Source organism: Sphingomonas sp., assembly GCF_019749955.1.
Lineage (GTDB): Bacteria > Pseudomonadota > Alphaproteobacteria > Sphingomonadales > Sphingomonadaceae > Sphingomonas.
The window spans coordinates 15,810-41,438 of record NZ_JAIEPC010000007.1; the positions used below are offsets into that span (position 1 = coordinate 15,810).

18 protein-coding genes are annotated in these 25,629 nt (G+C 62.2%); 6 read left to right on the forward strand and 12 right to left on the reverse strand.

Going from position 1 to position 25,629, the window contains the following annotated elements; genetic code table 11:
* Positions 1-118 precede the first annotated feature (118 nt).
* On the forward strand, positions 119-1,072 hold the full coding sequence (locus K2W81_RS00920) for an HNH endonuclease signature motif containing protein (RefSeq protein WP_294100523.1): 954 nt from the start codon (positions 119-121) through the stop codon (positions 1,070-1,072).
* Entirely contained in the window at positions 1,069-2,145 is a 1,077-nt protein-coding gene (locus K2W81_RS00925) for a bifunctional 2-polyprenyl-6-hydroxyphenol methylase/3-demethylubiquinol 3-O-methyltransferase UbiG (protein ID WP_294100525.1), read from the forward strand. Before K2W81_RS00920 ends, K2W81_RS00925 begins: the two co-directional genes overlap by 4 nt.
* A gap of 63 nt (positions 2,146-2,208) precedes the next feature.
* Here K2W81_RS00925 and K2W81_RS00930 read toward each other — a convergent pair whose 3' ends face one another.
* The 8 genes from K2W81_RS00930 to K2W81_RS00960 all read right to left on the reverse strand — a co-directional run bounded on the left by K2W81_RS00930 (position 2,209) and on the right by K2W81_RS00960 (position 9,232).
* Complete coding sequence (locus K2W81_RS00930) at positions 2,209-2,718, reverse strand: hypothetical protein (RefSeq protein WP_294100527.1); 510 nt, start codon at positions 2,716-2,718, stop codon at positions 2,209-2,211.
* 332 nt (positions 2,719-3,050) lie between these two features.
* A complete protein-coding gene (locus K2W81_RS00935) occupies positions 3,051-3,698 on the reverse strand; it encodes an SOS response-associated peptidase family protein (RefSeq protein ID WP_294100529.1) in 648 nt (215 codons plus the stop codon).
* Positions 3,699-3,889: 191 nt separating this feature from the next.
* Positions 3,890-4,975 carry a hypothetical protein gene (locus K2W81_RS00940; RefSeq protein WP_294100531.1) on the reverse strand — a complete coding sequence of 362 codons (1,086 nt, stop codon included), beginning with the start codon at positions 4,973-4,975 and terminating at the stop codon, positions 3,890-3,892.
* Positions 4,976-5,033: 58 nt separating this feature from the next.
* Positions 5,034-5,564, reverse strand: coding sequence for a hypothetical protein (locus K2W81_RS00945; protein WP_294100532.1), 531 nt, complete (start codon positions 5,562-5,564; stop codon positions 5,034-5,036).
* A 122-nt stretch (positions 5,565-5,686) separates the two neighbouring features.
* A complete protein-coding gene (locus K2W81_RS00950) occupies positions 5,687-6,679 on the reverse strand; it encodes a hypothetical protein (RefSeq protein WP_294100533.1) in 993 nt (330 codons plus the stop codon).
* Between the two features lie 92 nt (positions 6,680-6,771).
* Positions 6,772-7,002: a helix-turn-helix domain-containing protein gene (locus K2W81_RS16440; protein ID WP_366932195.1), complete on the reverse strand. Its 231-nt coding sequence runs from the start codon at positions 7,000-7,002 to the stop codon at positions 6,772-6,774.
* Between the two features lie 32 nt (positions 7,003-7,034).
* A complete protein-coding gene (locus K2W81_RS00955) occupies positions 7,035-8,414 on the reverse strand; it encodes an integrase family protein (RefSeq protein WP_294100534.1) in 1,380 nt (459 codons plus the stop codon).
* Positions 8,415-8,938: 524 nt separating this feature from the next.
* Positions 8,939-9,232, reverse strand: coding sequence for a hypothetical protein (locus tag K2W81_RS00960; protein ID WP_294100535.1), 294 nt, complete (start codon positions 9,230-9,232; stop codon positions 8,939-8,941).
* A gap of 1,078 nt (positions 9,233-10,310) precedes the next feature.
* Here K2W81_RS00960 and K2W81_RS00965 point away from each other — a divergent pair.
* The 3 genes from K2W81_RS00965 to K2W81_RS00975 all read left to right on the forward strand — a co-directional run bounded on the left by K2W81_RS00965 (position 10,311) and on the right by K2W81_RS00975 (position 16,758).
* On the forward strand, positions 10,311-13,553 hold the full coding sequence (locus tag K2W81_RS00965; RefSeq protein ID WP_294100536.1) for a bluetail domain-containing putative surface protein: 3,243 nt from the start codon (positions 10,311-10,313) through the stop codon (positions 13,551-13,553).
* Positions 13,554-13,906: 353 nt separating this feature from the next.
* Positions 13,907-15,067: an IS30 family transposase gene (locus tag K2W81_RS00970; protein WP_294100538.1), complete on the forward strand. Its 1,161-nt coding sequence runs from the start codon at positions 13,907-13,909 to the stop codon at positions 15,065-15,067.
* Between the two features lie 1,472 nt (positions 15,068-16,539).
* On the forward strand, positions 16,540-16,758 hold the full coding sequence (locus K2W81_RS00975) for a helix-turn-helix transcriptional regulator (protein ID WP_294100539.1): 219 nt from the start codon (positions 16,540-16,542) through the stop codon (positions 16,756-16,758).
* Between the two features lie 664 nt (positions 16,759-17,422).
* On the opposite strand, the gene K2W81_RS00980 is transcribed toward K2W81_RS00975, so the two are convergent.
* From K2W81_RS00980 to K2W81_RS00995, 4 genes are all read right to left on the reverse strand, one after another.
* Positions 17,423-19,420, reverse strand: coding sequence for an AAA family ATPase (locus K2W81_RS00980; RefSeq protein WP_294100541.1), 1,998 nt, complete (start codon positions 19,418-19,420; stop codon positions 17,423-17,425).
* Entirely contained in the window at positions 19,417-19,773 is a 357-nt protein-coding gene (locus K2W81_RS00985; RefSeq protein ID WP_294100543.1) for a hypothetical protein, read from the reverse strand. Before K2W81_RS00985 ends, K2W81_RS00980 begins: the two co-directional genes overlap by 4 nt.
* Positions 19,770-20,042, reverse strand: coding sequence for a DNA-binding protein (locus K2W81_RS00990; protein ID WP_294100545.1), 273 nt, complete (start codon positions 20,040-20,042; stop codon positions 19,770-19,772). The genes K2W81_RS00985 and K2W81_RS00990 overlap by 4 nt, the downstream gene beginning before the upstream one ends.
* A gap of 188 nt (positions 20,043-20,230) precedes the next feature.
* Complete coding sequence (locus K2W81_RS00995) at positions 20,231-21,565, reverse strand: site-specific integrase (RefSeq protein WP_294100547.1); 1,335 nt, start codon at positions 21,563-21,565, stop codon at positions 20,231-20,233.
* Between the two features lie 722 nt (positions 21,566-22,287).
* Here K2W81_RS00995 and K2W81_RS01000 point away from each other — a divergent pair.
* The gene (locus tag K2W81_RS01000) at positions 22,288-25,626 is read left to right on the forward strand and encodes a DNA methyltransferase (RefSeq protein WP_294100549.1); all 3,339 of its coding nucleotides are present in this window, start codon (positions 22,288-22,290) and stop codon (positions 25,624-25,626) included.
* The last annotated feature ends 3 nt before the right edge of the window (positions 25,627-25,629 follow it).

The following is a 25,629-nucleotide window of genomic DNA, read 5'->3' on the forward strand; positions in this document are numbered from 1 at the left end:
CATTATTCTTCCCATACCCCATGTTAGCCGGAAAGATCGCCCGCGTGAATCCGTCGCGTGCGCCGCGGCGCGATATTCTTTTCGGAGGTGAGGTGGGCGACCGCGCGCGGAATGCCCTGTGCGGATCGTGCCGATCCGCTATCGTCGTCTAAGGGGCGTGGCGGCAGCGGAGGTTGCGATGGCGAGGGTGGACGGTGTCGGCAAGGTCGGCGTCGATCGGCTGAAGGCCTTCATCGAGACTGGCATGGCGATGAGTCATGTCTACCAGCCGGTGATGATCCGCACGATGCTCGAGGGCGGTGGTGCCGCCACCCGCCGCCAGATCGCCGCGGCGTTCCTAGGTGCCGACCTCAGCCAGCTCGAATACTACGAGAACGTCGTCAGCCGTTACCCCGGCCCCGTCCTTCGTCGGCACGGGATCGTCGAGTTCGAGCGCGGCGTGTATCGTCTGGCGCGCGATCTGCGCCGCATGGACGAGTGGCAGCGCGCCAGCCTGGTGGCGCTCTGCGACGCCAAGGTTGCGGATTTCGTGTCGCATCGGCAGGCGGCGGTCTGGGCGCACCGCTCAGCCAACGCCGACCCTCTGCCCGGCACGCTGCGGTGGCAGGTCATCACGCGGGCGATGGGGCGCTGCGAGGCCTGCGGCGTGAGCGCGCTGATCCGCGCACTCGAGGTCGACCACATCGTGCCGCGAGCCCGGGGCGGCTCCAACGACATTGAGAACCTGCAGGCGCTGTGCAGTACGTGCAACGTCCAGAAGCTCGATCGCGACGCCACCGACTTCCATGCCGCCCATGCGGATGTCACCCATCGGCGAGCCGGTTGCGGGATCTGCGACGCCGCCGGGCCCGACGGCCAGGATCTGGCGATCGTGGTCAAGCTTCCGTCCGGCCTGGCGGTCGCTCCCCGTCGGCACGGCGCAGGCTGGCTCGAGCTGTGGCAGCCCGAGGTGAATGCGCTGCGCCGCGTCGAGGCGTCATCGGCCGTGCCGCGGGGCGCGGCGATGAGCACCGTGATGGTGGGCGCTGGGGATGGCGACCCCGGGCATCTGGTCGTAACCTACGCGGGATGACAACGACCACCCCACCGCCGCCCCCGCCCAGTCCACCCACGCCGCTCGCAACCGGCGACGAGCTGGCGCTGGCCGCCTACAACCAGAATTCGGAGACGTTCCGCGCGCTGAATGCGCTGATGTGGCAGATCCCGCTCATCGCCATGACCCTCACAGGCGGGTTGTGGTTTGGGGTGGCCAGCCTGTCGAAGGAGGAGGGTCTGTCCTATCTCCGTCCGGGCCTGTTGCTCCTTGCCGCGGTGGGCGACGTGGTTCTCATCGTCGTGCTGGAGCGGCTGCGGCATATCATCGGCGAGTATCTAGCGTGGCTTCAGGCGGCGCAGCCGCGGGGCTACGTCGCGGCGACCGGGACGAGGTGGTGGAATTCGTCCAAGGTCGTGAAGGTCGCGTTCCAGGCGATGCTCGCCTTTGCCGCAGTGATCAGCTTCGTGCTATCGTGCCTGGCGATGGCAAGCACACTCGATCCAGGCACCTCGAAGCCTCCGCCGACCGTGGTCGCGTGGTATGACGCCCACGCCCGCGAACTCGCTGACGGCTATGAGGGCCTGGATGCCGCGCAGACCCATCCGCGGCTGTTCTCGATGCTCGCTGGCGTGAAGGGCGCCCGGATCCTCGACGTCGGTGCCGGCACGGGGCGTGACGCCGCTGCGCTGGCGGCGCTTGGCCATCATGTCACCGCTGTCGAGCCCTCGTCAGCCATGCTGCGCCTCGCCCGTGCGCTTCATCCCGGCAATGACATCCTTTGGCTGTCGGACGCGATGCCGTCGCTGGCGAGGGTTCGGGGCACATATGACGTCGTGCTGCTGAGCGCGGTCTGGATGCATGTTCCGCCGGCGGATCGCGCTGCGGCCCTGTCACGCATCGTCGACCTAACGGCACCGCGCGGTCGCATCTACATGACGTTGCGACTGGGACCTGGCGATGTCGACCGCGCCATGTGGTCGGTCAGCGCGGCCGAGGTCGAGAGACTTGCGGCGACGCGTGGCTTGCGGGTCCGGGATCTCGGCAAGCAACCCGACCTCCTCGGTCGGAATGACGTCACGTGGCAGACGCTGCTGCTCGTCCGCGACTGATCAGCGTCCGGTTGACGGCACGGTGGGAATGGCCGCACCCCAATGTGGGGCGCGGCCATTCGGTCAGGCCACGGCCTGGAAGATGTTGAAGGTCGGCGAGTCCAGGGCGACCGTGCGCGATCGTGCCGTGAGGCCGCGGCCCGCGCGGATCGTGCACGCGCCGAGGTTCGTCGGACGCCCGTGGCGCCGTTCGAGCCCCTGCTCGCCGATCGCGAAGTGGAAGGTTGCGGAGACCGGGCCGCGCGGCACCAGCAGATACCGGCCGTCCGCGTCCAGAGCGAGGACGCAGTCGTGCGTGGCGTACGCTCCATCTGCGCCGTTCTGCATCGACACGATGAAGCTCAGCGGCCCCTTTGATGCACCCACGCGTCCGAATTCGAGCATCACCACGTTCAGACCGCCCAATGAGGCCGCCTCGAAGATGCATTTCACGATCGCCGGGTCGCCGCCCTGCCGTGTGCTTGCGAAGATCGTCTTCGAATAGCGACCGGCGTCGGCGTCGACGAAACCAGCCTCCATGAGCTCCCGTGCGGCCTGCGCGTAGCGCTGTAATTGCTCGTGACCTGTAACCATCCCTTAATCCTTTCGCTGCTAGGCTGCGCCGCAGGCTTTTCCCATTTACCTGCTGAGCCACAGCCACTGCTTCTGAACAGCGGCGCCGCAGCGCCATTGCCGCCATGTCGTCCTGCAGGGCGACGGCGGCCGACCGGCCGGCGTGCGCATCGCGTGTCGGCGGATTTCCTGGTCTGAGGACGGTCGCGCGGGCGGGTCAGCCCAGCCAGGCGGCGAACATGCGCCCGAGGGACCACAATGCGGACAGTCCGCCCATCGCGACGGTCGCGCCGACCAGTGCGAATTCGAGCGTTGTCGCCACCCGACCCAACGCGGCCCGCAAGCGGGCTGGGCTAGACGGCCGGCGCGACGGCATCAGGCGCCTTCCGCTTCACCCACAGGTCAGAAGTGCGTGCCATCTCGATCAGCTCGTCGGGGAAGCAGCGCTCCTGGAACGCGACCGCCTCGTCGAAGCTGCCATGCAGCCACCGCTCGTGTTCATCCGGCATGAGCAGGACCGGCATCCTGTCGTGCACCGGCCGGATGGCCTCGTTGCAGTCGGTCATCACGCCCGAGTAGACGGGTCCCCATTCGTCGCTCATCCTCCAGAGCCCGGCCCAGGCGAAAATCGGCTGGTCTTTGACGTTGAACCAAGTACGGGTCTTCGAGCCCTTCGGCCCCTCGGCTTCCGCGAACGCGGTGACAGGGATGAGACAGCGCCACTGGGGCTTGGCGGCGAGGCCCTTCCACATCGGCTTGTTGAGGTCGGCGATGTTGTTGACGGGCTTGGGCTTCGCGGTCGGCGACATGCCCTTCAGGCGGAGCGGGAATCCCCATGCCATGGACTGCAGCGCGCGGACGCCGTCCACCTCGCGCACTACCATGCCGGGAGTGCCGGGATACACTTCCTCAGGCGCGTTGAGCTGCTGCGCCGGAACCCTGACGCCGAAGTGCGCCGCCACCTCGGCGGCGCTCTGCCGGACGGTGTATAGGTTGCACATCGCGGAAGTGTATCAGAAGGCCCGGCGTTCCGAAACAGCCTGATCAGGACAGCCCAAGTTCGGCGAGACCGGCTTCCGACGGGCGCAGGACATGGTCCGGTCAGGTAGCCCGATCCGCATTGTCGGGGCGCGGGATAAGATTCCCGAATTCGTGGATTGAGCAACATCGCCAAGGCGCGGAGAACGACGGATCATCGCTCCTCAGCGCCGTCGTCCACCTTGCCGAGAGACGGCATGGCGCCTAGCGCGGGATCGATCCGCCAGACGCGGCCCGACGCTCCGCAGAACGCGAGCCGCGGCTGGTCGATAGTCACCGTGATCGAATGTCCGAACTGATTCGAATGGGAGGACGCGTCGAGGATCGTCATGTCGTCGGAGAGCATGGCGTGCGTCACCAGCTGGGTGACCGGTCGTCCGAACTTGGCCGTGAGCACGGTCGCCGGGAGCGTCATTCCCGAGATGATGAGCTTGTCGCGGTTCCAGGCGAAGTCTTTGTTCCAGGGATCGTAGCCATGGCAGCTGAGCCTGTCGCTCTCGTCGAACACGGTCAGGTTGCCCGGCAGGTTGGGCCATACTCCAGACGCGATCTGCCGGAGCGCCGCACCGACGTCCATGTGGGTCGCTATGGCGTTCACCACCAGCTGATCGACCAGGCCGTCTGCCCCCTGTCTCGAGAGGACGCGGTGCATCTCGTAGCGTCGATCCATCTCCGGCCGCAGCTTGGCGAGCGCGGCGTCTAGCCGATCGGGGTGATCGGCCTGCTGCCACGCGACTGCGGGTCGCAGCGTGCGGTCGAGGCCCAGGAGAGCCACCTCGATCGGCAGGTCACCGGCGGCTGGCGGGATTTCCTCGCGGACGAAGCGGATGCCGCGGAGGACGACGTTGGTCCCCTCGGCCGACCATCCCGCCAGGATCTGGCGCGTGCGCACGCGCGCACCGTGCAGGATGTCGGCGAGCTGGTCGGCTCCCGTCGACTGGAGCTCCTCGACGGTCCTCACCACGAGATGGGCGACCGCCCCGCCGTCGCGGTCCTCCGGATCGCCCTCGATGTCCTCGTCTTCGGTCGATCCATATCTGACCACCAGCCCGGTGCCCGGGGCGAGCTCGACGACGACCTCGAAGTCGCATATGTCGAGGTAGTGGGCACGGATGCCGATCGACGTCATGCGGGTGCGTCGGTCGCCGATCCTGTGCAGACCCTTCTCGACGCCGTGGAGGATCCTGAGGGCGTGCGGACCGGCCGTCTGCCTTCCCTGGTTCGAGCGCCACACCTTCATGCTGGAATCCTTCCGTCCATGTCGCCGGCCTCGCGCCGGCATTTGCCGCTTGGTGTGCTCAGTGCATGCCCCGCCGGCCGCGTGAGAGGTATGGGGCGGGCTCCGCCTGGGTCACTCGCGGGACGCCGGCTGGGACCCTGGCGGCCGCTGATGCGAGCAACTCGCGGGCATGCTCGACGTTCTCGTCGAACGCCGGACCGGTGTGTATGTCGGTGACGCGGATGAGCGCCGACCCGTCGAACGCGAAGCCGAAGTCCTTGCCATGGGGGACGACGAGGAAGAAGCTCCCCCGATCTGTCCAGAGCTCACACTTGGGCCACGTCAGGATCGTCCCGTTGCGGTCCTCGCACAGGTAGATGTTCACCGGGCCCTCGGCTTCCCTTCCGGGCTCGAACTCCAGATGGATCACGTCCACGTCCAGCTCGGCGGTCGTTCGCGCGAGGAGCAGCTCGTCCACGAACCCCGGCGGACCGTATGAGAACATCACGGTAAGCCGAGGTTTAGGGGACGGCTGCCGCTTCCTGAGCGTCATCAGCCCGCCGAATGCGACGATGAACTTCTCCACGGCGTCGGTGTCTAGATCTTTCATGGAACTCTCCTTTCCTCGCCACCGGCAGGCGGCGTTTTCCACCTCTCTTAGGAGGCAATCAGGCCGCCCCTGGTCGAAGTCGTTCCTCTTCAGTGCTTTCGCCGCTGCCGCGCCTTGTGCCGCTAGGAGGCGTCTGCTCCGTGCCTGCCGGCTCGCTTCTCCGCCTCGATGCGCAATGCCTTCCTGACCATCGCCCTCGCCCTTGCGCACGGGGACGCGCCGGTCGTTACGAGCATCGTGGCGGGCCACTGCACCGGTGGTGCCAGGCCGGCCCTGTCGCCCACTGCCGCGAGGTAGTGCTTGAGGCGGGGGCGGCCTTCGCGCGTCCCGATCTCGCCCTTCCATGCATCGATCGGGGACGGTCGGCCGAGATAGTCGAGCAGGTTCTGGGCGGCTTGGCGTGCTCTGGTGCTGGACTGCGGGGAACCGTCACCCACCTCGGGCAACTTCCCCGCGATCTTCAGGAACGCGGCGGCGCGCTCGAGATAGGGGCCGCGGTCCAGGAAGCTGGATCCCGAGAACAGGTCGCTGACCGAGGCGCGGTGGGGGACCTGCCCAGCGCCCCAGCCGAAGCTGAGGTCGAGGTCACCGAACGCGGCGGACGCCCCCGCGGCGTCGCCGGACGAGCTCTCGAGGCGGGGCGCAACCAGCTCCACGAGCCTGCCACAGTCGAGGCGGAGCTCGGCCACCATGCCCGGCTCCCCGTCATGGTGGGTCTGGCTCGGAAGGTTCGCGGCGGTAGCCTGCGCCGGGCTTTCGGACGCGAACCCGTCGGGCAGGATAGCGACTACCGCCGAAAAGCCGGCGGGCATGCTTGCTGGCCTCGGGAGGATACCGCGCTCCACGGCCCCGGCTAAGATGCCACGCACGATCTCCGGCCAGACGCTCTGCACGATGCCGACCGCGTTCGACTGGGGGACGAGGAGCGCGTTTATCTCGAAGGCCGTGCACAGCGCCATCACACGCGGGAGGTCGTACTCGACCCTGTTGCCGGTGCCGAGCCTGATGGCGTCGGGGAACGGCATGAGGCGGAGCTTCTTGAACCTCCCGACCACGCTACGGCGGTCGCCGCCGGTCAGCTCGACCAGCACATTCTCCAGGTCGCCGTAGCGCATGCGGGGCCACATCGAGGCGACGCCGTTACCCCCGCCCGGGCCTTCTCTCTCGTGGTCGCTTTGCACGGGTTGGTCGCTCCGGTCTTTGGGGGTCAGTATTCGGTGGTCGAGGTGTAGGCGTTGCGCAGGCGCCAGGCCTGCAGGTCGGACCTGAGATAGAATATGCCTCGGCGCTTGAATTTCCGGCGGAAGGTTGGGCCACCTCCCAAATTCCGTAGATTGGATAGATGGCCTGCCGAGCAGTTGAGGAACTCGGCCGCGGCGTCCGTGTCTAACTCAGGTTCGTCCGGATCGACGTCCGATGGTGTGCGAGGCTCTTCCATGAGCTGCAGTTTAGTATACTATCGTATCCTAATCAAGTCCCTTGATCCTGGGCGCGCTTCCGGCGGCGCCTGCGTCGCGCCGGATCGAGCGCCCTGATGCCGTCGATGTCGCCGGCCTCCCAGCACTTTAACGCGGCGGCGAGGAGCTCGCACCACTTGTCGAGCGCCTCGGCCTTCTCGTCGTAATAGTCGTGCAAATGATAGATGCCGACGACCCCGGCGCGCTTGCCGGAGATGTGGTTTAGGATCGCCTCCGTATGGGGGAGCGCGATGCCCATGGCCTGGCATCCAGTCGCCAACGAACGTCGCACGTCGTGGACTACCCAGGGCTCCAGGCCCTCCCCCACCAGTGCGCGGGCGCGTTCGTCGGAAGCGCACAGCGCGACAACAGCCTCGTCTATCGCGACCTTGGCCTTGCTGAACCCGGAGATGGCAACGAGACCGTTGGTGGTGAAGACCGGCCCCCGGCGGCGCTTGGGATCCGGCTGCACCGTCTTGATCAGCTCCACAGCTTGGATCGGCAGTGGCACCAAATGGTCGTTGGCGTTCTTCGTCCGCGCCTTCGGCAGCAGCCAGTCGTCCGCATCGAGGTCGAGTTCGGACCAGGGGACGCCGGCGGTCTCGCGCAGCCGTTGCCCTAGCAGTATGAGAAGGCGGTGGAACGACCGGAAGGGCTCGACTACAGCCCCCAGCGCGACCCACAGCACGACCAGCTCGCCGAGCCGCAGGACGCGGGTGCGCTCCGCCTCCTTGTAGGGCGGTCCCATGCGTTCGAGCGGCGACCGTTCTATATGCCCCTTCTCGATCATCCAGTTGAACATCTGGCGCAGCCACTTGTGCGCCTTGTTGGCGGCCGCCTCGCTGCGCAGCCCGATGGCATCGAGCATGATGGTGACGTCCGCCTTGGTGATCTCTTCGATCGTCTTGCCGGCGAACGCCGGCTTGAGGTCTCGCTCGACGACGCCCTTGATGTCGGTTTCGCTGCGGAGCTTGTTGCGCTGGACGTGGTCCTGCATCCATATGTCCGCGAAGCTCGCGAACATCCGGTCGGCGCGGGCGTCGAGGCCGGCGATGGCCGCGGCGATCGCGGCGTCGCGATCCGCGACGTGGTCGATGCCGAGCCGGACCTGCGCGAGGAGTTCGACCGCGCGCTTACGGGCCTGGTCCGCGGTGAACGGGGAGCCGTGGCGCCCGATCGTCAGCGTGCGCTGCGGCGTGTCGCGCCCAGCCATTCGGTAGCGCAGCAGGTAGGTCCGCACGCCGCTGGCCGCGATGCGTACGCCGAATCCCTTCACCTCAGTGTCCCACAGCATGGCCCGCCCGCCCGCCGTGGGCGTCGGCATCGCGTCGACGGTTGACTTGTTGATGCGTGCGGTGGACTTCTTGCGCCGCTTCTTTGTATCACTTGGCACGTCGGTCTCCCAATATCCGGGAGGCCGATTTGGTCATCACCGGGCCATCACGCTGGAATTAAGAGTAACCAACGACGATGAGCTACAATGACGTATAATCTAATCATTAGAGGGAGTTAATAGCGTCCGAGGACGTAAGATTAAGTGTGGTGTTCTAAGATTATGAACCCTGCGATTCTTGGTAAGGCTGAGGTCGTGAGTTCAATCCTCACCGGCAGCACCATTTTCTCAATGACTTAGCTAATATTTGCCTTCGGGCGAAGTTTGCGCACAGGACCGGCACAGGACGTGCTGGGAACCCCTTCACACGGCCATGCCGTAATTCTTGGTAGTCGGCCATGAAGCGGAATGACCGAAATTAGGTGGGGGGTGGAAACTGTCGGCTAGTCAGACAGGGCGAGCGACTGTTTCTGGGCCGTTAGGCGACAGGCGGGTTCCGGCGCGGCAGTGCGAATTGCGGACATTCGGCTAGGCCGAAGCCACGATGATCCGCTACGCTCTAATCAGCGGCTGAGCCGCAGGTTCTATGCCGCGGCTCCTAGCTTTTCGATGCTTTCAGAATGCTGCGGAGCGACCGCTTTGTCCAATTCCAGCAGGTAGGCGACGTTCTTTTGCGTCTCTGCCACCAGCGCCGGATCGAAGCCTTTCCCGGTAAAGTGCGACAGGTCGTTGGCAAACTCATAGATCGCGGTCTTCCTGTGCGGGTCGAAATTGACCGCTTCGAGCTGGGCGCGGAGCGTCCGCTCGTGCAGCCGTTGGAATCCGTGACCCAGAAAGCGTGGCGGGAGTGTCCGGCTGTGGGGCGAAAGCAGAACCACAGCTTTACAACTTGAAGTATCAATCAGGTATAGGCTTGCGAAAACAGATCGTTAAAATACCTCGCGACCCGCGCATGTGCTTATTGGACTCGACAAAGCCCTATTGAGACGGCATGTTTCAGGGATCGAGATCGTTATCGCATAAATACGAGCACTATTGTCGATCATGCGTGCGTCAGCACCGGAATGCAGTCCTATGAGGTACAGGAGCACGCGCGGCTCGAGCCGCTGTTCGACTGGGTGTTCGCAGTTGACATAATTGCCATTTGGGTTCTGCGCTGATTGGGTTTGGACCCTCAGCACGGTTCCCATCTATCGCCATCATGGAAACGAACCGATCAGAGACCCATTTTATCTTGGATGATAAGCATTTTCATGTTATTTTTAGTTAATTCAAGTTTTATCGGATGGGGGTTGCATGCCGCTGCGACGGATCGGAAGCGAATTTTTGGTCAACTCGACAACTCAGGGCACGCAGGGCGCGCCTGCCGTTGCTCCATTAGCGAACGGCGGATTTGTCATCGCTTGGACTGATGGAAGCCTCGACACAACCCCGGACGTTTTTGCGAGGGTTTTTGACTCGACCGGCGCTCCTTTAGGGTTGAATTTTGCAGTCAATGCAACTCGGATAGGTGGCCAATTTGGCCCGAACATCGCTGGCACAGCCGATGGAGGCTTTGTCGTAAGCTGGACCAACGACGGCAGCTTCGTATCGCGGTTTTTCAACTCAAGTGGAGCACCGATAAGTGGTGAAATAAACAGTCGGATCGTCGGAAATGATCAAACAATCGCAATTCTAAAAAATGGAGATATAGTTAGATCATGGACAGTTCGTAGCAACCCCGGGCAACTCGATAACATCACATCAGTATTAGCGCAGGTGTATGACTCATCCGGACAAGCGAAGTCCGCAGTATTCAATATTATTCCTAATCCTACGATTTACAATCCCCAGGGATATAGTTTGCATCCACTAGGCGATGGATTTATTGCCGTTTGGCCGGATTATAGTGGTCTATATGGCGATAACAGCCAAGGTGGAATAGTTGCGCGGGAGTTTGATGCGCTTGGGAATCCGATGGGTGTACCATTCTTAGTTAACACGCAAACAGCAAATGGGCAATTTGACACCTCAGTAGCAACTCTATCCAACGGTAACATTGTAATTGCCTGGACGGACCAAACCGCATCGTTTGGCGTCGACGTTAAAGCCCAGCTTTTTTCGAATGGGGTACCCCTGTTCGACGATACTGCGAATGTGCGAGATCTCAATACGCTCGATCCGGCGAATTTTTCGGGCCCGTACGACAATGCGGGAGGCGGCGACGACGTTGTTACGCTTCCGAGTGATGGCGGCGGCATTTTAAGATGGGGTCTCTCAGGTGGCTTCCGCGGCGGCACCGGCGACGATGTAATTACCGCCGGATCAAGCGGATACTTGATTTTTGGAGGCCCGGAAGATGCATCGGGATTGTCAGACCACGACACTATCTTTGGCGGCGCGGGCGCGGACCAGATCTATGGCGGCGCCGGGATCGACATCCTGTATGGCAGCAAGAATGGCGACGACCGGTCCAGCGACACGCTTACCGGCGGAAGCGGGGGTGACATATTCTACGCGGGCCATGACGACCGCATTCTCGATCTGACTCTTGGAGAGCCGGTCATCGTCGAAAAGCCAGCCGATTTCGTGGCTTACAAGATAGACCTATCCATAGACGGAAATGGCTATCACTATCTCGTCAACCTCTACAGCCAGGCTCTTGGCTTTTCTGAGCCGACGAAATCTGTATACATCGACTCCGTCGATGCTCGCAGCTTGTCGGTTGCAATCGAAGGCGGCGACATTCGCCTCGTCGGAAGTGCGGTGGCGATCCTGGGACTCGAACCTCCGCCGATTCCGGGATATTCCGAAGCCGGAGTGGCAGCGGCTGCGCTCGTCGTTGAAGTCATCAAAATCATCGGGAACGCCAACGATCTTGGCAAAGCCATAGAAGATTTTTCTTTCCGGGCTTTGCGTCTGACCGAGCCGGATCTTTTTCTGAGCAAACTTGCCAAATCGGCGTCTATTCTTAACAATGCCAATGATTACCGTGAGGCAGTCGTCGCAATCATGGCCGCTGGCGAGCCGGGCGGCGGCGGGCAGGCACGCGAGTTTATTGCCCAGAGCGTTTATCTTGCCGTAAAGGCCACGGTATCCCAAGCGGCACTTGGCACGGGAGTAACGATCGGAACATTGGTCGGCGCCTATTTTGGTGGCATCGGCTCAATCCCGGGCCGCGCAGTTGGCGCGATCATTGGAGCGGTTGCGGGCGACATCGCAGCCAATCAGATCTCGAAACCCGCCATTCTCGGATCAGCCCGCGCCATCTACGATGCCGTGGTTGGAATTCAGCAAGTAATATACGACAGCGTCATCGACAGGCCCGACGCCGATGGCGTCTATACCGGCACACCCGGCGACGACGTGTGTATCGGCACCGACCTGTCCGATACATTCAAGTCATCGAACGGCATCAACTCATATACCGGGTTAGGTGGCACGCGTGATCTTGTCGACTATTCGAACGCATCTGGCGCCGTAAGCGCCAATCTTGCCTCGGGTATCGGCGGCTATGGTCTGGCACCACTTCCCGCTACGCTGCTCGGAGCCCAGGCGACCGCGCTGACCACCGCAAACACGGTCGGCGCCGAAGACGCCTATTTCGACATCGAAGACCTTGTCGGCTCATCGTATAACGACATACTGACCGGCGATGCCAAGAGCAACCGTCTCGCTGGTGGCAACGGTGATGACCTTATCGACGGCGGCGCGGGCATCGACACGATGGTCGGCGGAGCCGGGAACGACGTCTACATCGTCGATGACGCGGGCGATGTCGTGACCGAGCTAGCCGACGGGGGCATCGACGAAATCCGTACGACGGTCGCAACCTATCAGCTGGCCGCTCATGTCGAGGTGCTGACCTATGTCGGGACGGGCGCGGCGACCTTGCGCGGCAATGCGGGCAACAACAGCATCGTGGGCGGTGGCGGCAATGATTATCTCGACGCGAGCCAGGGCGGCGACGATGTCCTCAACGGCGGCGCGGGCAATGATGCCTTTTACTTCGGGGCCGCCTTCAACGCCAATGACAGCGTCGATGGCGGGACGGGCAACAACGACCAGATCGGCTTGCAGGGCGATTATTCGGGCGGGCTGACGCTGGGGGTGAATTCGACCCGCAATGTCGATGTGCTCGCGGTGCTGCCGGGCTTCAGCTACAGCATCACCACGATCGACGCCAATGTCGCGGCGGGTCAGGAACTGGTGATCTATGCCGGTAATTTGGCGGTGGGCAACAACTTCACCTTCAACGGTTCGGCCGAGACCAATGGCACGTTTCGCGTCTATGGCGGGTCGGGGGTGGACAATATCACCACGGGTGCAGGCAATGACGGCATTTATTTCGGCCCAGGCAAGTTCGCCGCAAGCGATTTCATCAACGCGGGCGCAGGGACCAACGATCAGGTCGGGCTCGACGGCAATTACGTCGTGACGATCAGCGGGACGCAGCTCCAAAATGTCGAAGTGCTGGCGCTGCTGCGTGGCATCACCGGCGATCTGGGGACATATGACATCACGCTTGCCGACAATCTGATCGTGGTGGGCCAGACGTTCACAGTGTTCGGCCTCGCTGTCGAAACCGGGTTCACGCTCAATGCGTCGGCCGAGACCGACGGCAATGTCCGGGTGTTCGGCGGGAGCGGTAACGAGACGATCACGACCGGTGCTGGCAACGATTGGATCTTCGGCGGTGGCGGCGCGGACGTGCTCTACGGCGGCCTTGGCGCCGACACGTTCGTCTATGATGCGGTGATTCAGTCGACCGGGGTCAACTACGACCGGATCACCGGCTTCGTATCTGGTGTCGACAAGTTCGACTTTGGTGGGCTCGTGACCGGCGTTGATGCAAGCGTAGGCACAGGCGCGCTGTCGACGGCGAGCTTCGACGCCAATCTGGGCGTGGCGATCGGCGCGGGCCAACTCGCGGCCAACCACGCAGTGCTTTTCCAGGCCGACGCGGGCGATCTCGCGGGCAAGACCTTCCTCGTGGTCGATGCCAACGGCATCGCAGGGTATCAAGCAGGCCGGGATTATGTGATTCAGGTCGACCTGCCGGTCACCGCGCCCAATCCCCTGGCTCAGTCCTCGTTGGGGCCGTTGCTCGAGAAGCGATTCCCGTCCGATACCATCAGCATCTCGGACGACATCGGTCCTGCGTATATCGCAGCGTACGATAGTGGGCGTGGATCACTTGTGACCAGTGATTTTATCTGACGACCACCCTGTTTAATCGATCTTGCGGCTTCCTGATTTTGCAGCTGCGGCCGCAGCTGCAATAATAGCAGTCTAAGATGGGCCGATGTTACGGTTCCTCAAAACGACGGCAATCGGCCTATCACCAACGCTTCCCGCATGGCGGTCTTCCTTACCACGCTCAGCGATGGGCGGGTTGGGAAGAGCATCGTGTCCACTCCGATTCAGTAACGACCTCCAATTGACCTGTCGCCTTTCGGCCAGCTTTGCTCTATTGGTCCTCAGCTCAGTGAAACGACTGAACGTCCGCCCTTGCCGGTGGGTTCAACTGGTCGACGCAACGCATCATTCTCATGATGAGAAGGAGTGGTGCGATGAAGCAGCGTCGTCGGATATATTACTCGGCCTCTCAGCGGGCGGAGATTTGGGACAGGTGGCAGCGCGGCGAGTCGATGAGTTCGATTGGTCGCGGCTTTGAGCGGGAGAGCTCGTCGATCTTCTCGGTGCTCTCACCGTCGGGCGGGATCCGCCCACCCGATCGGAAGCGATCCGGGCGAGCGCTCAGCCTGGCCGACCGCGAAGAGATATCCAGAGGTCTCGTCGCCAGCCGTTCACTGCGCGCCATTGCAGTCCAGCTCGGCCGCGCGCCGTCAACGATCAGCCGGGAGATTAGCCGTAACGGTGGCGCTGATCGGTATCGTGCCACGCTATCGGATCAGGCGGCATGGGATCGTGCGTTGCGCCCGAAGCGCTGCAAGCTTGCTTGCCACCCGGGCTTGCGACGAACAGTATCGCGCAAGCTACGCCGCAAATGGTCACCAGAGCAGATTGCGGGCTGGCTCAAGCATAGCTTTCCGGACGAAGACCAGCATCGCGTGTCACACGAGACGATCTACAAGAGCCTTTATATTCAGGCGCGTGGCGTCCTCAAGAAAGAGCTGCTTGCGCATCTGCGGGCGAAGCGCGCGATCCGGCGCTCGCGCCACGCCAGCTTGAAGCGCGACGGGCTCGGCCAGATCAAGGACGCGGTCTCGATCAGCGAACGACCCGCTTGCGTCGAGGACCGCGCCGTGCCCGGGCACTGGGAGGGCGATCTCATCTCGGGGGCACGAGGCAGCCATGTCGTGACGCTGGTCGAACGCCAGTCGCGCTACGTGATCCTGGCCAAGGTTCCGAACAAGGAGACTGCCAGCGTCGTCTCGGCCTTGATCAAGCAGGCGCGCAAACTGCCCCACGAACTCTATCGATCGCTGACGTGGGATCGCGGCAAGGAGCTTGCCGACCACCGGCGCTTCACCCTCGCGACCGACGTCGCCGTCTACTTCTGCGATCCCCAAAGCCCATGGCAGCGCGGCACCAACGAAAACACCAACCGCCTGCTGCGCCAGTATCTGCCCCACGGCGTCGATCTGTCGACCTTCAGCCAGGCCCAACTCAGCGCCATCGCCCGACAACTCAACGAGCGACCGAGAAAAACCTTGATGTACCAAACGCCAGCTGAGAAGTTCGCTCAGAGCGTCGCGTCGATCGGTTGAACCCACCCCGCAAGCTGCCGTTCGTCGCGGCAGCTGGGTATGGCGGGTCAGTGCGAGGTGCTGACCTTCAGCGAGGCGTGAAAGCGTTTCGGATTGAATGGCAAGTTTCAGGAATGCCGATCGCAGTGTCGAAAGACGACAATTGGGGCGCAAAGCTGCCGATTTTGGAAACGACCGGAAGCGTGTCGTAATCCGAAAAGCCGCTTTATGGCGCTATAACCCATGGCGCGCTTGCGGTTATCAGCGACCGCCCTTTGCCCGTCCTTTGTGAGATTGCGGGTAGGCGACGAAAACTGCATACAAAATTGATTCAGATGATTTTTCTATCGTCGATTTACTCCACGCCGTTGCCTTCGGACGGCAAGGGTGTGAAGTTCGCTGACGATCTTGGCGTTGGGCAGGATTGCGCGCTAGCGCGCCCGTAATCGTTTGTCGCAACTGCAAGTGGCAGATCACAAGATCAAACCGAGCCAGCCCGACGCAAATTTGTACTATGTCGAGCGGATGATCATCGCGGCAAGGATGCCCGGAACAAAGGATTCTTTTTCTACGCTAGACCCCCGAGGGGGAATCGATTTCGCATAGGGTTAGGGGTCTTAATGGTCGCTCAAAGCGATTTCGAAAAAATTTTTCGGGCGCCGGTGATCACGCGAATCGGATGCTATATCGCGTCAGTTTGTCGGCCTGAACTCACCTGTTCGCGTGTTTACGACGCCGCGCGGCCCTGCCTGGGTGTAAAGGTCACCGTTGCTGTCTGAGTATGTGCCGGGGCCAGCTCGATTGAGGGCAGGAGGGCCGAAATCCAGTGGGGCAACGTTAGATGGCGGCAGTTGGCTATAGCGCGAAGACCGATAGTTCTCGCTCAATGAGCCGCGGGCCCCGCTAGCAGCCGGGCTCGGGTCGATGCGGACCGGCAACTGAGGAATCGAACTATAGGTGGGCTGGGAATAGATCGGATAAGGGTCCTGCGGCGCAGTCGCGCCACCATTTAAAATTGCACTGACTGCCGCGAGGTCCCTGTTGCTGGGGTTACTCGCTAGGATGCGGGCAACTGCCACATCGCGAAGTTCGCGGGTCGTAGCAGATGCATCCGGAGTCGCCGACCCGATGAACTGCTGTTGCCGCAAGGCCTCTGCGCGCGCCCGCTGCTGCGCCTGCAATTCCGCCAATATTTGGTCGGGAGAGCCACCGGGGCCCTGCGCGGTGCCGGGATCGGCGTTTGGCGCGCCAAGACTATTGGGAGCAGGGACGGCGAGTAACCCAATGATTGCCCCGAAGCCAACTACGAGCAAAAAATTCCGCACATCCGGGGACATTCACGCCTCCACGCGACAAGCTTTGGAGCGATTCACTCGCGCTTACCCTCTCGGCAGTTCGCATCGGATCGCACTTCGACCGCCTATGTCGCGACAAGGTCATTTACATATAAGAGTTGATAAACTCATAATGTGTAAATTGCGATTCGCTGTCCGATGGACATGCGAAAGCTGGTAGGGAGAAATGTCGCACGCCTGCGTCGAGAAAGGCAACTGACGCAGGAAGAGGTTGCGGCGCGATCTGGCTTCAGCCAGCAATATCTGAGCAGTCTTGAACGTGGCCGACGCAACCCGACCGTGATCACGCTTTACGAGCTGGCCTTGGCTCTTGAGGTGAGTCATGTTGCTTTGGTGTTGCCCGACGACGAAGCCTGAACTGGCGCGACTCCAAGGAGGTCGACCCGGAGAGCGGTGATGCTCCCAACGCCGGGGGTTCCAACGATCAAAATGCTGGACCGGAAAGCGAACCGCTACGACTGCGGCACGTCGATCGCACAGGGGTCACCCAGGCGCTCGTTGGCGCGCCGAGCCTGCAACGGCTTGCCGCCGCCATCGACAAAAACGCGGAGCCGATCCCCGCCTCAAGCACCTGTGCACAGCGTCGCGAGCTGGTGACCGACTATTCGTCTCGCGGTACCCAGTAGCGGTGGTACTGACCTTGGCTGGTCCATTTTCGTTTCCGGCTCCAACCGAGGCTCAACAAGACCGGGCTCAGATATTTCCCCTGCGTGCCTAGCGCCCTTTCTAGTTCGACCATCGCGAACGGGCGGTTGCGGCTGATCTCCGGTAGGCTCTCGAACCAGTCAAGAACTTGCTGGCGAAGGTTATGCGACACAGCCAATGGCTGCTGTGCTTCCTCACTCAATTCCCTCTTGAGGCGGGCGATGTAGGCATTAGGCACGGCAAATCTCGCTGGTGGTTAGGAAAACTTGGCTAAAACCGGCCCCGTTCAGTCGAATCGGGACCGTTTCGGGTAGAAGTTCCATCCCCGAAACCCCGAATCCCCTTTAGGGGTTCGGGGCGGGAGAACTGTTCGGGATTAGTCAGCAAGGGCTACGCCCCCATCATTCAGCGAAAGGTGCCCACGGCGAATGAGAGCGTCGACAGCTTCCTTTGCTCTGTCGCGCTCCTTCCCTGCCGCTGCGGTGAGCACGGTCGCGACTTGCTGGACTGCGGACTGATAATTCATCCGCTGGCCGACTGCCGGGAGTAGCTGCTGCAATTTGGCCATCACTGCCTTCTGGTGCTTGCCGGTGACCCTAGCCTTTGTCACAACCGGGACAATGGCCGTCTGCTGCACGGCGCAGCTCTTGACTGGCCCATAAAAATCTTGCGCGACTTCGTAGGTCACGAGTTCGAAATCCCTCGAGATATCGCTGCTATCGTCCTTCGCTTTGACGACATGCCACTTGCGGTGACCGGGCAGCTTAAGAACCTCGATCACGACGTCCATTGCGGCGAGAAGCGACGAGTGACCGCGAAGACCTTGCGACCGGTTCTTTCCGGCATGGTGGACCAGGATAACCAACCCACCCACGATCGCTGCTACACGCTTTGCGCTGGCAATGAGCCTTCCCATGTCCTGCGACGAGTTCTCGTCCGCACCAGGAGACGCCTGATTGAGCGTGTCGATGACGACGATCGCACCGCTACCGATCGTCGCCACGATTTGGGTAGCGAGGAACTGCACGCTTTCATCTGAAAGGAGGTGAAAGTCGCGGCACCAGAACCGCAGCGTATTGTCGCAAGATTCTCCGGTGTGCTTCTCAACCGCAGCAACTCGCTTAGCCATCCCGCCCTGCCCTTCGAGCGCGACATATGCGACCGGCGCCCGTTTGACGGGGAAGCCAAACCATGTTGCGCGACCGTTCGCGACTGCATGAGCCAAATCGAGCGCGAGGAACGATTTGCCCGAACCCGGTTCGCCATAGATCGCGACCAGCCCTTGCGCGGGAAGCAAGCCCCGCACGACATAGGACACGGGTGGTAGTCGCTGCAACTCAGACGCGGTCAGCAACGGTCCGATTTGCGATGCCGGAATCGGCGGTGGCGGTGGTGGCGGCGGTGGCGGCGGCAGAGGCGGCAAAGGGGGAAGCGGGGGAATCTGGCCCGACAACTGCATCGCGCTATCGCTCCAGCCGTTTTGGCGAGCATGGTGGATCAACGTGCCCAGCGTGATCCCTCGCGAGGGATCAAAAGCTGCAAACAGCCTGTCAACGGCATCAGCGTCATACCGGTGCCGCGCCCGCGCACTCCATTTGTGTGCAATCGCCAACGCGCAGGTCCAACCAGTCGACGAAAGCGCCCAGATAATGGAGCGCCATGATTCATAATCCGTGTCGGAGGAGACCGAATCCAGCATCGAGAGGACCGCCGCAACATTAGCAGTCGTTTCCGGTCGAGCCGCAATCACCGGCTGGGCAGGAAGCCCAGTGCCCGTCACGACGGATCGGGGGAACCAGCGCTGTTCGACGGCGATGAGTGCGGCGGATATATCCTTGAGTGTGCCACGGCCACCCTGGCCGGTCACGGTCATGAATCGCTTCGTGGAATAGAGTTCACGACCGTCGCCTACGTTACCGCCTTTCAGTGGGGTGGTGCAAAAACCGAACATCCGCAGCCCGTTTCCACTTGGCGACACCTCGACGTATGGGTCGCCAAGTTCACGCCATAGCGCGTTATGCTCCACCATTTGCGCTGCGCAGCGATCAAGGTCGATCGCGGTCAAGTAGACGGGTGTGCCATTGACGATAATCGGGTGCTGGTCGCTCAGCACGAATCCGATCCCCTTCGCCATGTCGCGACGCCAAGCAGCCAGCGCTTCAGAAAAACTGAGCCAGCTTGCAGGGTTGAGCGGATTGATCTTTTGACCCGTCTGAGGATCGACAGGGAACTTGTCGAACTTCCCGTCAGGTTTAGGCGGCCCCGGCCACCAGCCGAGCCACCGCGCTTCGCGCTTGAGCAGGTCCGGAATATTTTCGGGCTCGACCGGCGCGATCGTTGGCACCCGCTGAGACGTCGCGGTGGAGTCGATCATGCTTTGCTGGCCGCCCCCCAAACGCTCACGTCGGCGATCGGAACATCCCCCATGCCGAAGATGACGCACCTCAGAAATTCGACCGCAAGCCACGCAATAACGCGAAATTCATCGGGTTCTATTTCGACTGAAATGGCCAATATCAACACATTGATATTAAAATAGTTTGTCTCAATCTCCCCGTCGAGCAAATATTCAGACAGGGTGTAGAGTTCTTGCCACACGCGTTGACCAAGTTCGGATTTGAGGAACTGGCTATGCTTACGCAGGATCGGGCGTACATCATCGCTTTGCGTAAATTGCGTGAAGCGTTCAGCAGCTGAGCGGTGCGCAGATTCGGAGTAACTGTTCATTCTTGCCCCCGTTCCGCGATCGCCACACCTGCGTCGCTCGCTCGTTGACTGCGCCGCTGCGCCAGTTCGGCGGTAGATGCGACGGCAGGCGACATACGGGAGGTCGCCCACGCATCTAAATCATCGGGAGTGTATACAGGGAAGCGGCCCATTTTGCGGAACCGCGGCCCACCACCGACAGAAGCCAGCTTGGCCAATGTCGCCACGGTGAAGGCGCCATACCTTTCAAGAAGATATTGAGCAGCCCTGTCGCGTCGAAGATAGTCCATCACAGCGCCATCCTTGTTTACACCGCCTTAAAGCGGAGATGGCGTACTATTTATTATCCAAATTTACTAAATTCAAGAAGATTTACTTGACTTCCTTGGAATCACTACCTTGTTGAATTACCATCATGCAAGACATTCATATTCAGCTTAGCAAGACTACCATCACGGACTGCCAAACAAGTATGCATTCAGACAATGTCCTTCTTGAACGGCAATACATCGGCTGTTGGTATCATGCCTGCGGCTGCTGCAATCGTGCTCTCGATATCGTTGAGCGCGCGACGTTCGGCGCTGTCGGCTATGTGGGCATAGCGCGCGGTCGTTGCCGGTGAAGCATGCCCTAGCAGCTTACCTACGACGGACAGGCCAAGGTTGGACGCTACGCCAACGGATGCAAAGCTATGCCGGAGGTCGTGTAACCGAAGGTCGGTTAATGCGGCGTAATTGGTGATGCGCTTCCAAGGGCGCTTCAGGTCGCTACGGGGCTTTTCTTTCGATTCGCCGACTATGACGTAGGGGTTGCCCTTGACGCGCGGCAGCTCGGCCAAAACCTTCATGGCCGCTGCGCCAATGAGAACCTTCTTCGCACCGGTCTTCGAAGTTGGCAGGTTCAGGATTCCGCGCTCCAGATCGACATGCTGCCATTGAAGGCGAAGAATTTCGCCAGCCCGACATCCTGTCAGCATCAAAAGGCGGATGGCCGCTACGGCGTGCGGCGCGATCACCTCGCGCTGGTCCCCGCCCTTCTTCGGCCTGTGCTTAGCGTTGGGGCCCTCCTTGAGTTGCCACGGAAGCCCGATGGTCTCCGCCTCGCGTAACGCATCGCCCAGCCGCATGATCTCATCCGGCGAAAGGAAGCGTTCGCCCTTGCCATCGGCATAGACCTTCACGCCAGCGCGCGGGTTCGCTTTGATATACTCGTGCTTCACGGCGTAGCTGAAAATGCCGCCCAATAGCCGGACAGTGCGAGTTGCGGCGCCCTTGCCGCCTGTAACGATCGCGCGGCCGTGCGCCTTCGTCTTCACATCAGCAGCTGTTTTGCCATTGGCGACGGCGCGCATAAACTTCTCGATGTCACCGCGCTTCACGTCACTGATTTTCATCGAGCCAAGCAAAGGCTTGATGTGTCGTTCGATGCGGCCCTTGTCCGTCGATATGGTCGAAACCTTCTTATGCTCGCAGCCCTCAGCGAGATATTCGTCGCACAGTTCGGCGACCGTCATTTCGGCGCGACGCTTTGCCTTCGCTTCCGCGTAGTCGATGCCGCTCTTAGCATTGCGAAGAATCGGTTCGGCTTCCTTGCGCGCCAGTTCGACGGTCCAAGGCTTGCCATAGACGCCGATCGTAACGCGGCGGGTCACGCCCCGGCGCCCGCCGAAGTCGTATTGAGCGATGAACGATTTGGCCCCGCTCGGGCGCACTGACACCCCGAAGCCGGGCAGAGAGCCGCACCATGCGACGTAAGGCTTCGCGCCCGCCTCTAGACCGTCCACGATCCCCTTCGTCAGCTTGGCAACTTTCATGTGGGCATCTCCGACACAGGACCGACAAAGGACGGTCGCGGTAAGTTGATGCCATTTTGATCGATCTTAGGCAAGGGAAGGTAGTTGAAAACCCTAGAAAACTGTGGTTAATGGATGCTGTGGAAAAGGTAAGTAAGGCCAATCCAGTTTGTTCACTGCCCTTGGTAAGGCTGAGGTCGTGAGTTCAATCCTCACCGGCAGCACCATTTTTTCAATGACTTAGTTGTTGAAGTCCCTTGTCGACAGCGTGGTGGCAAGCCTCCGGCAAGCGGCGGCGGTGCAGCGCCCCGCGACGCGAACGCGACCGGGCGCTCCGTTGGCATGTGAACCGGCGCCGAGGCGGGACCCCATGAGTTGTGAGCTCAGCATCGCCAACTATTCCGGAATCGCCAGTCGTGCGCGGTCGCTATCGGCGCCGAGAACGGCCCCGCCAGCAAGAGTTTTCTTGAACAACCGCAAGCGCCGGCGCCGGACAAGCACGGGGTCGCTCTTGGGCGCCGATTCACCGGCAATTCGCCCGATCGCGGCGTGATCGCGCCGCCGATGGAATCTGCGAACGTCGTGCCGTTTGTGGCGGGGGAGCCGCAGTGGCAATTGGCCGGGGCCGAAGTGCCGGAGGGGTGGCTGCCGAGGGAGGGGGAAGGATAGGGGATATCGGCGTTCGAGCGTGCGGCGCGCCATCCCCGCTTGCCTGTCCGTGCCGCTCGGTTATGCAGGGCAGGATGACGCTCGACACTCTTCTCGCGAAATGGCTGGGCAAGGACAAGGCGGGCGAACGCGCTGAATATCAGCAGTTTCTGACCGAGCTGATGCAGGCGCTCGGCGTCGCCACGCCCGGCGACGACGGCGTACCGGCGGAGCATTTCCGCTTCGAAATGCCGGTCCAGTCGGCGGCGGTCTATGGCGGCAAGGGTACCAAGCGGATCGACCTGTACAAGCGCGGCCACTTCATTCTGGAGGCCAAGCAGAGCCAGCTCGGCCCCGGCGAGGTGCTGGCCGACGACCCGTCCGAACCGCCCGCTGAAACGATCTACGACCTGTTCGGCAAGCCAATCGGCACCGCGCCCGCCAAGGGCAAGCCCAAGCGCCGCTATGACCGGTTGATGGAAGATGCCCGATTGCAGGCGCAAAATTATGCGCTGGCGCTGCCGGCCGATCATCCATGGCCACCCTTTCTGATCGTTGCCGATATCGGTCGCGCGTTCGAGCTGTATTTTGATTTCGCCGGCAACGGGCGCGGCTATCGCCCCTTCCCCGACGAGCGTGGCTATCGCATCGCGCTCGGCGATCTGGCCAGCGATGCGCTGATCGACGGGGTTGAGAAGACCGCCGCCGATACGCTGCGCGCGATCTGGACCGATCCGGCCAGTGTCGATCCCCGCGCGCGCGCGGCCAAGGTTACCCGCGACATTGCCGAACGATTGAGCCGGGTCGCCGCGCAGCTCGAAAAGGACCAGCGCGAACTGCGCCCCGGCGACGCGGAAATCGCGCTGGGCATCGAAGCGACCAGCCTGTTCCTGATGCGGACCTTGTTCTGCATGTTTGCAGAAGATGTCGGCCTGCTCCCCAAGGACAGTTTCAAGACCTTCCTGAGCGACGCCGAAGGCCGGTCGGACCAGTTTTGGCGCAGCGGCCTTGAGGATTTGTGGCGTCGCATGAACGATCCGCAGCCGACCAACCGATACTGGTCGCACGGCGATGCAATCGTCCGCTATTTCAATGGCAACCTGTTTGCCGGGGCCAAGGTTTATGACCTGCCCGGCGAGTTCAAACGCGAGTTGCGCGTCGCCGCCGATCAGGATTGGCGATCGGTCGAACCCGCGATCTTCGGCACCTTGCTCGAACAGGTGCTCACCACCTCCGAACGCGCCAAGCTCGGCGCGCATTATACCCCGCGCCCCTATGTCCAGCGGCTGGTGCAGGCGACGGTGATGGACGTGCTGTCGCCGGAATGGGAAGCGGTGCTGGCGGCGGCGCGGATGGCGGCGGATGCCGGAGATGCGCAGGCGGCGATCAAGGGCGTTGCGGCTTTTCACGCGCGACTTGCCAGCCTGCGCATTCTCGATCCCGCCTGCGGCACTGGCAATTTCCTCTATGTCGCGATGGAAAATTTACTGCGGCTCGAATCCGAAGTGCGGCAGTTCGTGATCGGGCTGGGCGGCAGCCTTGACCCGGCGGTGCACCCCAACCAGTTCCTCGGGCTGGAACTGAACCCGCGCGCTGCGGTGATTGCCGAACTGGTGTTGTGGATCGGCTGGCTGCGTTTCCGCCTCGCCAATACGCCGGAAGCGATCGGCGAGCCGGTGCTGCCGCCCTTGAGCAACATCAATGCAGGCACCCACGGCGGGTTTGACGCCGTGCTGGTGCGTGACAACATGGGCGAGCCCGACACCGCCAACCCGCGCCGCCCGGTCTGGCCCGAAGCGGACTTCATCGTCGGCAACCCGCCCTTCATCGGCGGCAAGGACATTCGCGACCGGCTGGGCAGCGACTATGCGGAGACGCTGTGGAAAGCCAATCCGCGCGTGCCCAAATCGGCCGACTTCGTGATGCATTGGTGGGACCGCGCGGCGGATATCCTGACGCGGCCCGACACGCGGTTGATACGCTTCGGCTTTGTGACGACCAACAGCATTACGCAGGTGTTCTCCAGGCGCGTGATCGAGGGCTGGCTTGCGCCTTCAAGCCCCTCCCCTGAAGGGGAGGGGTTGGGGTGGGGCGTGTCCGCAAGCGATGACTCGGTGAGACTGACAGGCCCCACCCCCAACCCAGTGTCGGTTCGGTCAGGCTCCCAGCCTGACCTGAACCGTGCGGGGCACGGTTCAACCGACACTCCTGAAGGGGAGGGGCTTTCAAATAAGCTCCACCTCACCCTCGCCGTTCCCGATCATCCCTGGACGCGGGTGACGAAGGACGCGGCGGCGGTGCGGATCGCGATGACCGTGGCGGTGGCCGGGGCGGGCGAGGGGCGGCTGATCGAGATTGTCGGCGAAACCGCGCTCGACACTGACGATCCGAGGATCGAGGAGCGCGTCGAGACCGGGCGGATCAATGCCGATCTGTCGGTGGGCACCGATGTGACTCAGGTGGTGCCACTGAAGGCGAACGAGGGGCTGTGCTCGCCCGGCGTCAAGCTGCACGGTGCTGGCTTCATCGTCACGCCTGCCAAGGCGCGCGACCTGGGGCTGGGGACGCGACCGGGGCTTGAGGCGCATATCCGCGACTATCGCAACGGTCGCGATCTGCTCCAGCGCCCGCGCGGCGTGATGGTGATCGATCTGTTCGGGCTGAGCGAGCAGGCGGTGATGGACCGGTTCCCAGAGGTGTATCAGCATTTGCTGACCACGGTGAAACCCGAGCGCGATACCAACAATCGAGTCACGTACCGCAACCTGTGGTGGGTTTTCGGAGAACCACGTCGCGACCTTCGACCGGCGCTGGCCGACCTTTCCCGGAGCGTCGGCATCGTCGAAACGTCAACGCACCGCATCTTCCAGTTCCTTGATCCGAGCATCCTAGCCGACAACAAGATCATCGTGATTGCCGATGACGATCCCAATACGTTCGGCGTGCTTCAGTCGCGCTTGCACACCGATTGGGCCATCGAAGCCGGCGGGTGGCTCGGGTTCGGCAACGACCCGGTTTACGTCAAAGGGAAAGTCTTCGATCCCTTCCCCTTCCCCGATCGCAGCGACGCCGTCGCCGCCCTTGCCGAGCGGCTCGATGCCACCCGCCGCGTGGCGCTCGACGACAGCCCGTCGCTGACCATGACCGGCCTCTACAACTTCGTCGCCGCGATCCGCGACGGCACGCTGCCGACAGAGCAAGAGGCAGCCGCCGTCCGCGCGCGTGCCTTCATCGTTGCCAAGCTGCACGACGATCTCGATCTGGCAGTGGCGGATGCCTATGGTTGGGGCGACGAGTGGCGCCGCGCGCCGCTGCCCCCCGCCGAAATCGTCCGCCGCTTGGTCGCGCTTAACGCCGCGCGCGCGGCCGAGGAAGCGAACGGCCATGTCCGCTGGCTGCGCCCCGATTACCAGATCCCGCGCTTCGGCGGCTGACCC

Bases quoted from the DNA above. Each gene is read 5' to 3' on its own strand.
- K2W81_RS00925 (WP_294100525.1), top strand. From the start codon at position 1,069: ATGACAACGACCACCCCACCGCCGCCCCCGCCCAGTCCACCCACGCCG.
- K2W81_RS00930 (WP_294100527.1), bottom strand. From the start codon at position 2,718: ATGGTTACAGGTCACGAGCAATTACAGCGCTACGCGCAGGCCGCACGG.
- K2W81_RS00935 (WP_294100529.1), bottom strand. From the start codon at position 3,698: ATGTGCAACCTATACACCGTCCGGCAGAGCGCCGCCGAGGTGGCGGCG.
- K2W81_RS00940 (WP_294100531.1), bottom strand. From the start codon at position 4,975: ATGAAGGTGTGGCGCTCGAACCAGGGAAGGCAGACGGCCGGTCCGCAC.
- K2W81_RS00945 (WP_294100532.1), bottom strand. From the start codon at position 5,564: ATGAAAGATCTAGACACCGACGCCGTGGAGAAGTTCATCGTCGCATTC.
- K2W81_RS00950 (WP_294100533.1), bottom strand. From the start codon at position 6,679: ATGCGCTACGGCGACCTGGAGAATGTGCTGGTCGAGCTGACCGGCGGC.
- K2W81_RS16440 (WP_366932195.1), bottom strand. From the start codon at position 7,002: ATGGAAGAGCCTCGCACACCATCGGACGTCGATCCGGACGAACCTGAG.
- K2W81_RS00965 (WP_294100536.1), top strand. From the start codon at position 10,311: ATGGGTGTACCATTCTTAGTTAACACGCAAACAGCAAATGGGCAATTT.
- K2W81_RS00970 (WP_294100538.1), top strand. From the start codon at position 13,907: ATGAAGCAGCGTCGTCGGATATATTACTCGGCCTCTCAGCGGGCGGAG.
- K2W81_RS00975 (WP_294100539.1), top strand. From the start codon at position 16,540: ATGGACATGCGAAAGCTGGTAGGGAGAAATGTCGCACGCCTGCGTCGA.
- K2W81_RS00980 (WP_294100541.1), bottom strand. From the start codon at position 19,420: ATGATCGACTCCACCGCGACGTCTCAGCGGGTGCCAACGATCGCGCCG.
- K2W81_RS00985 (WP_294100543.1), bottom strand. From the start codon at position 19,773: ATGAACAGTTACTCCGAATCTGCGCACCGCTCAGCTGCTGAACGCTTC.
- K2W81_RS00990 (WP_294100545.1), bottom strand. From the start codon at position 20,042: ATGGACTATCTTCGACGCGACAGGGCTGCTCAATATCTTCTTGAAAGG.
- K2W81_RS00995 (WP_294100547.1), bottom strand. From the start codon at position 21,565: ATGAAAGTTGCCAAGCTGACGAAGGGGATCGTGGACGGTCTAGAGGCG.
- K2W81_RS01000 (WP_294100549.1), top strand. From the start codon at position 22,288: ATGACGCTCGACACTCTTCTCGCGAAATGGCTGGGCAAGGACAAGGCG.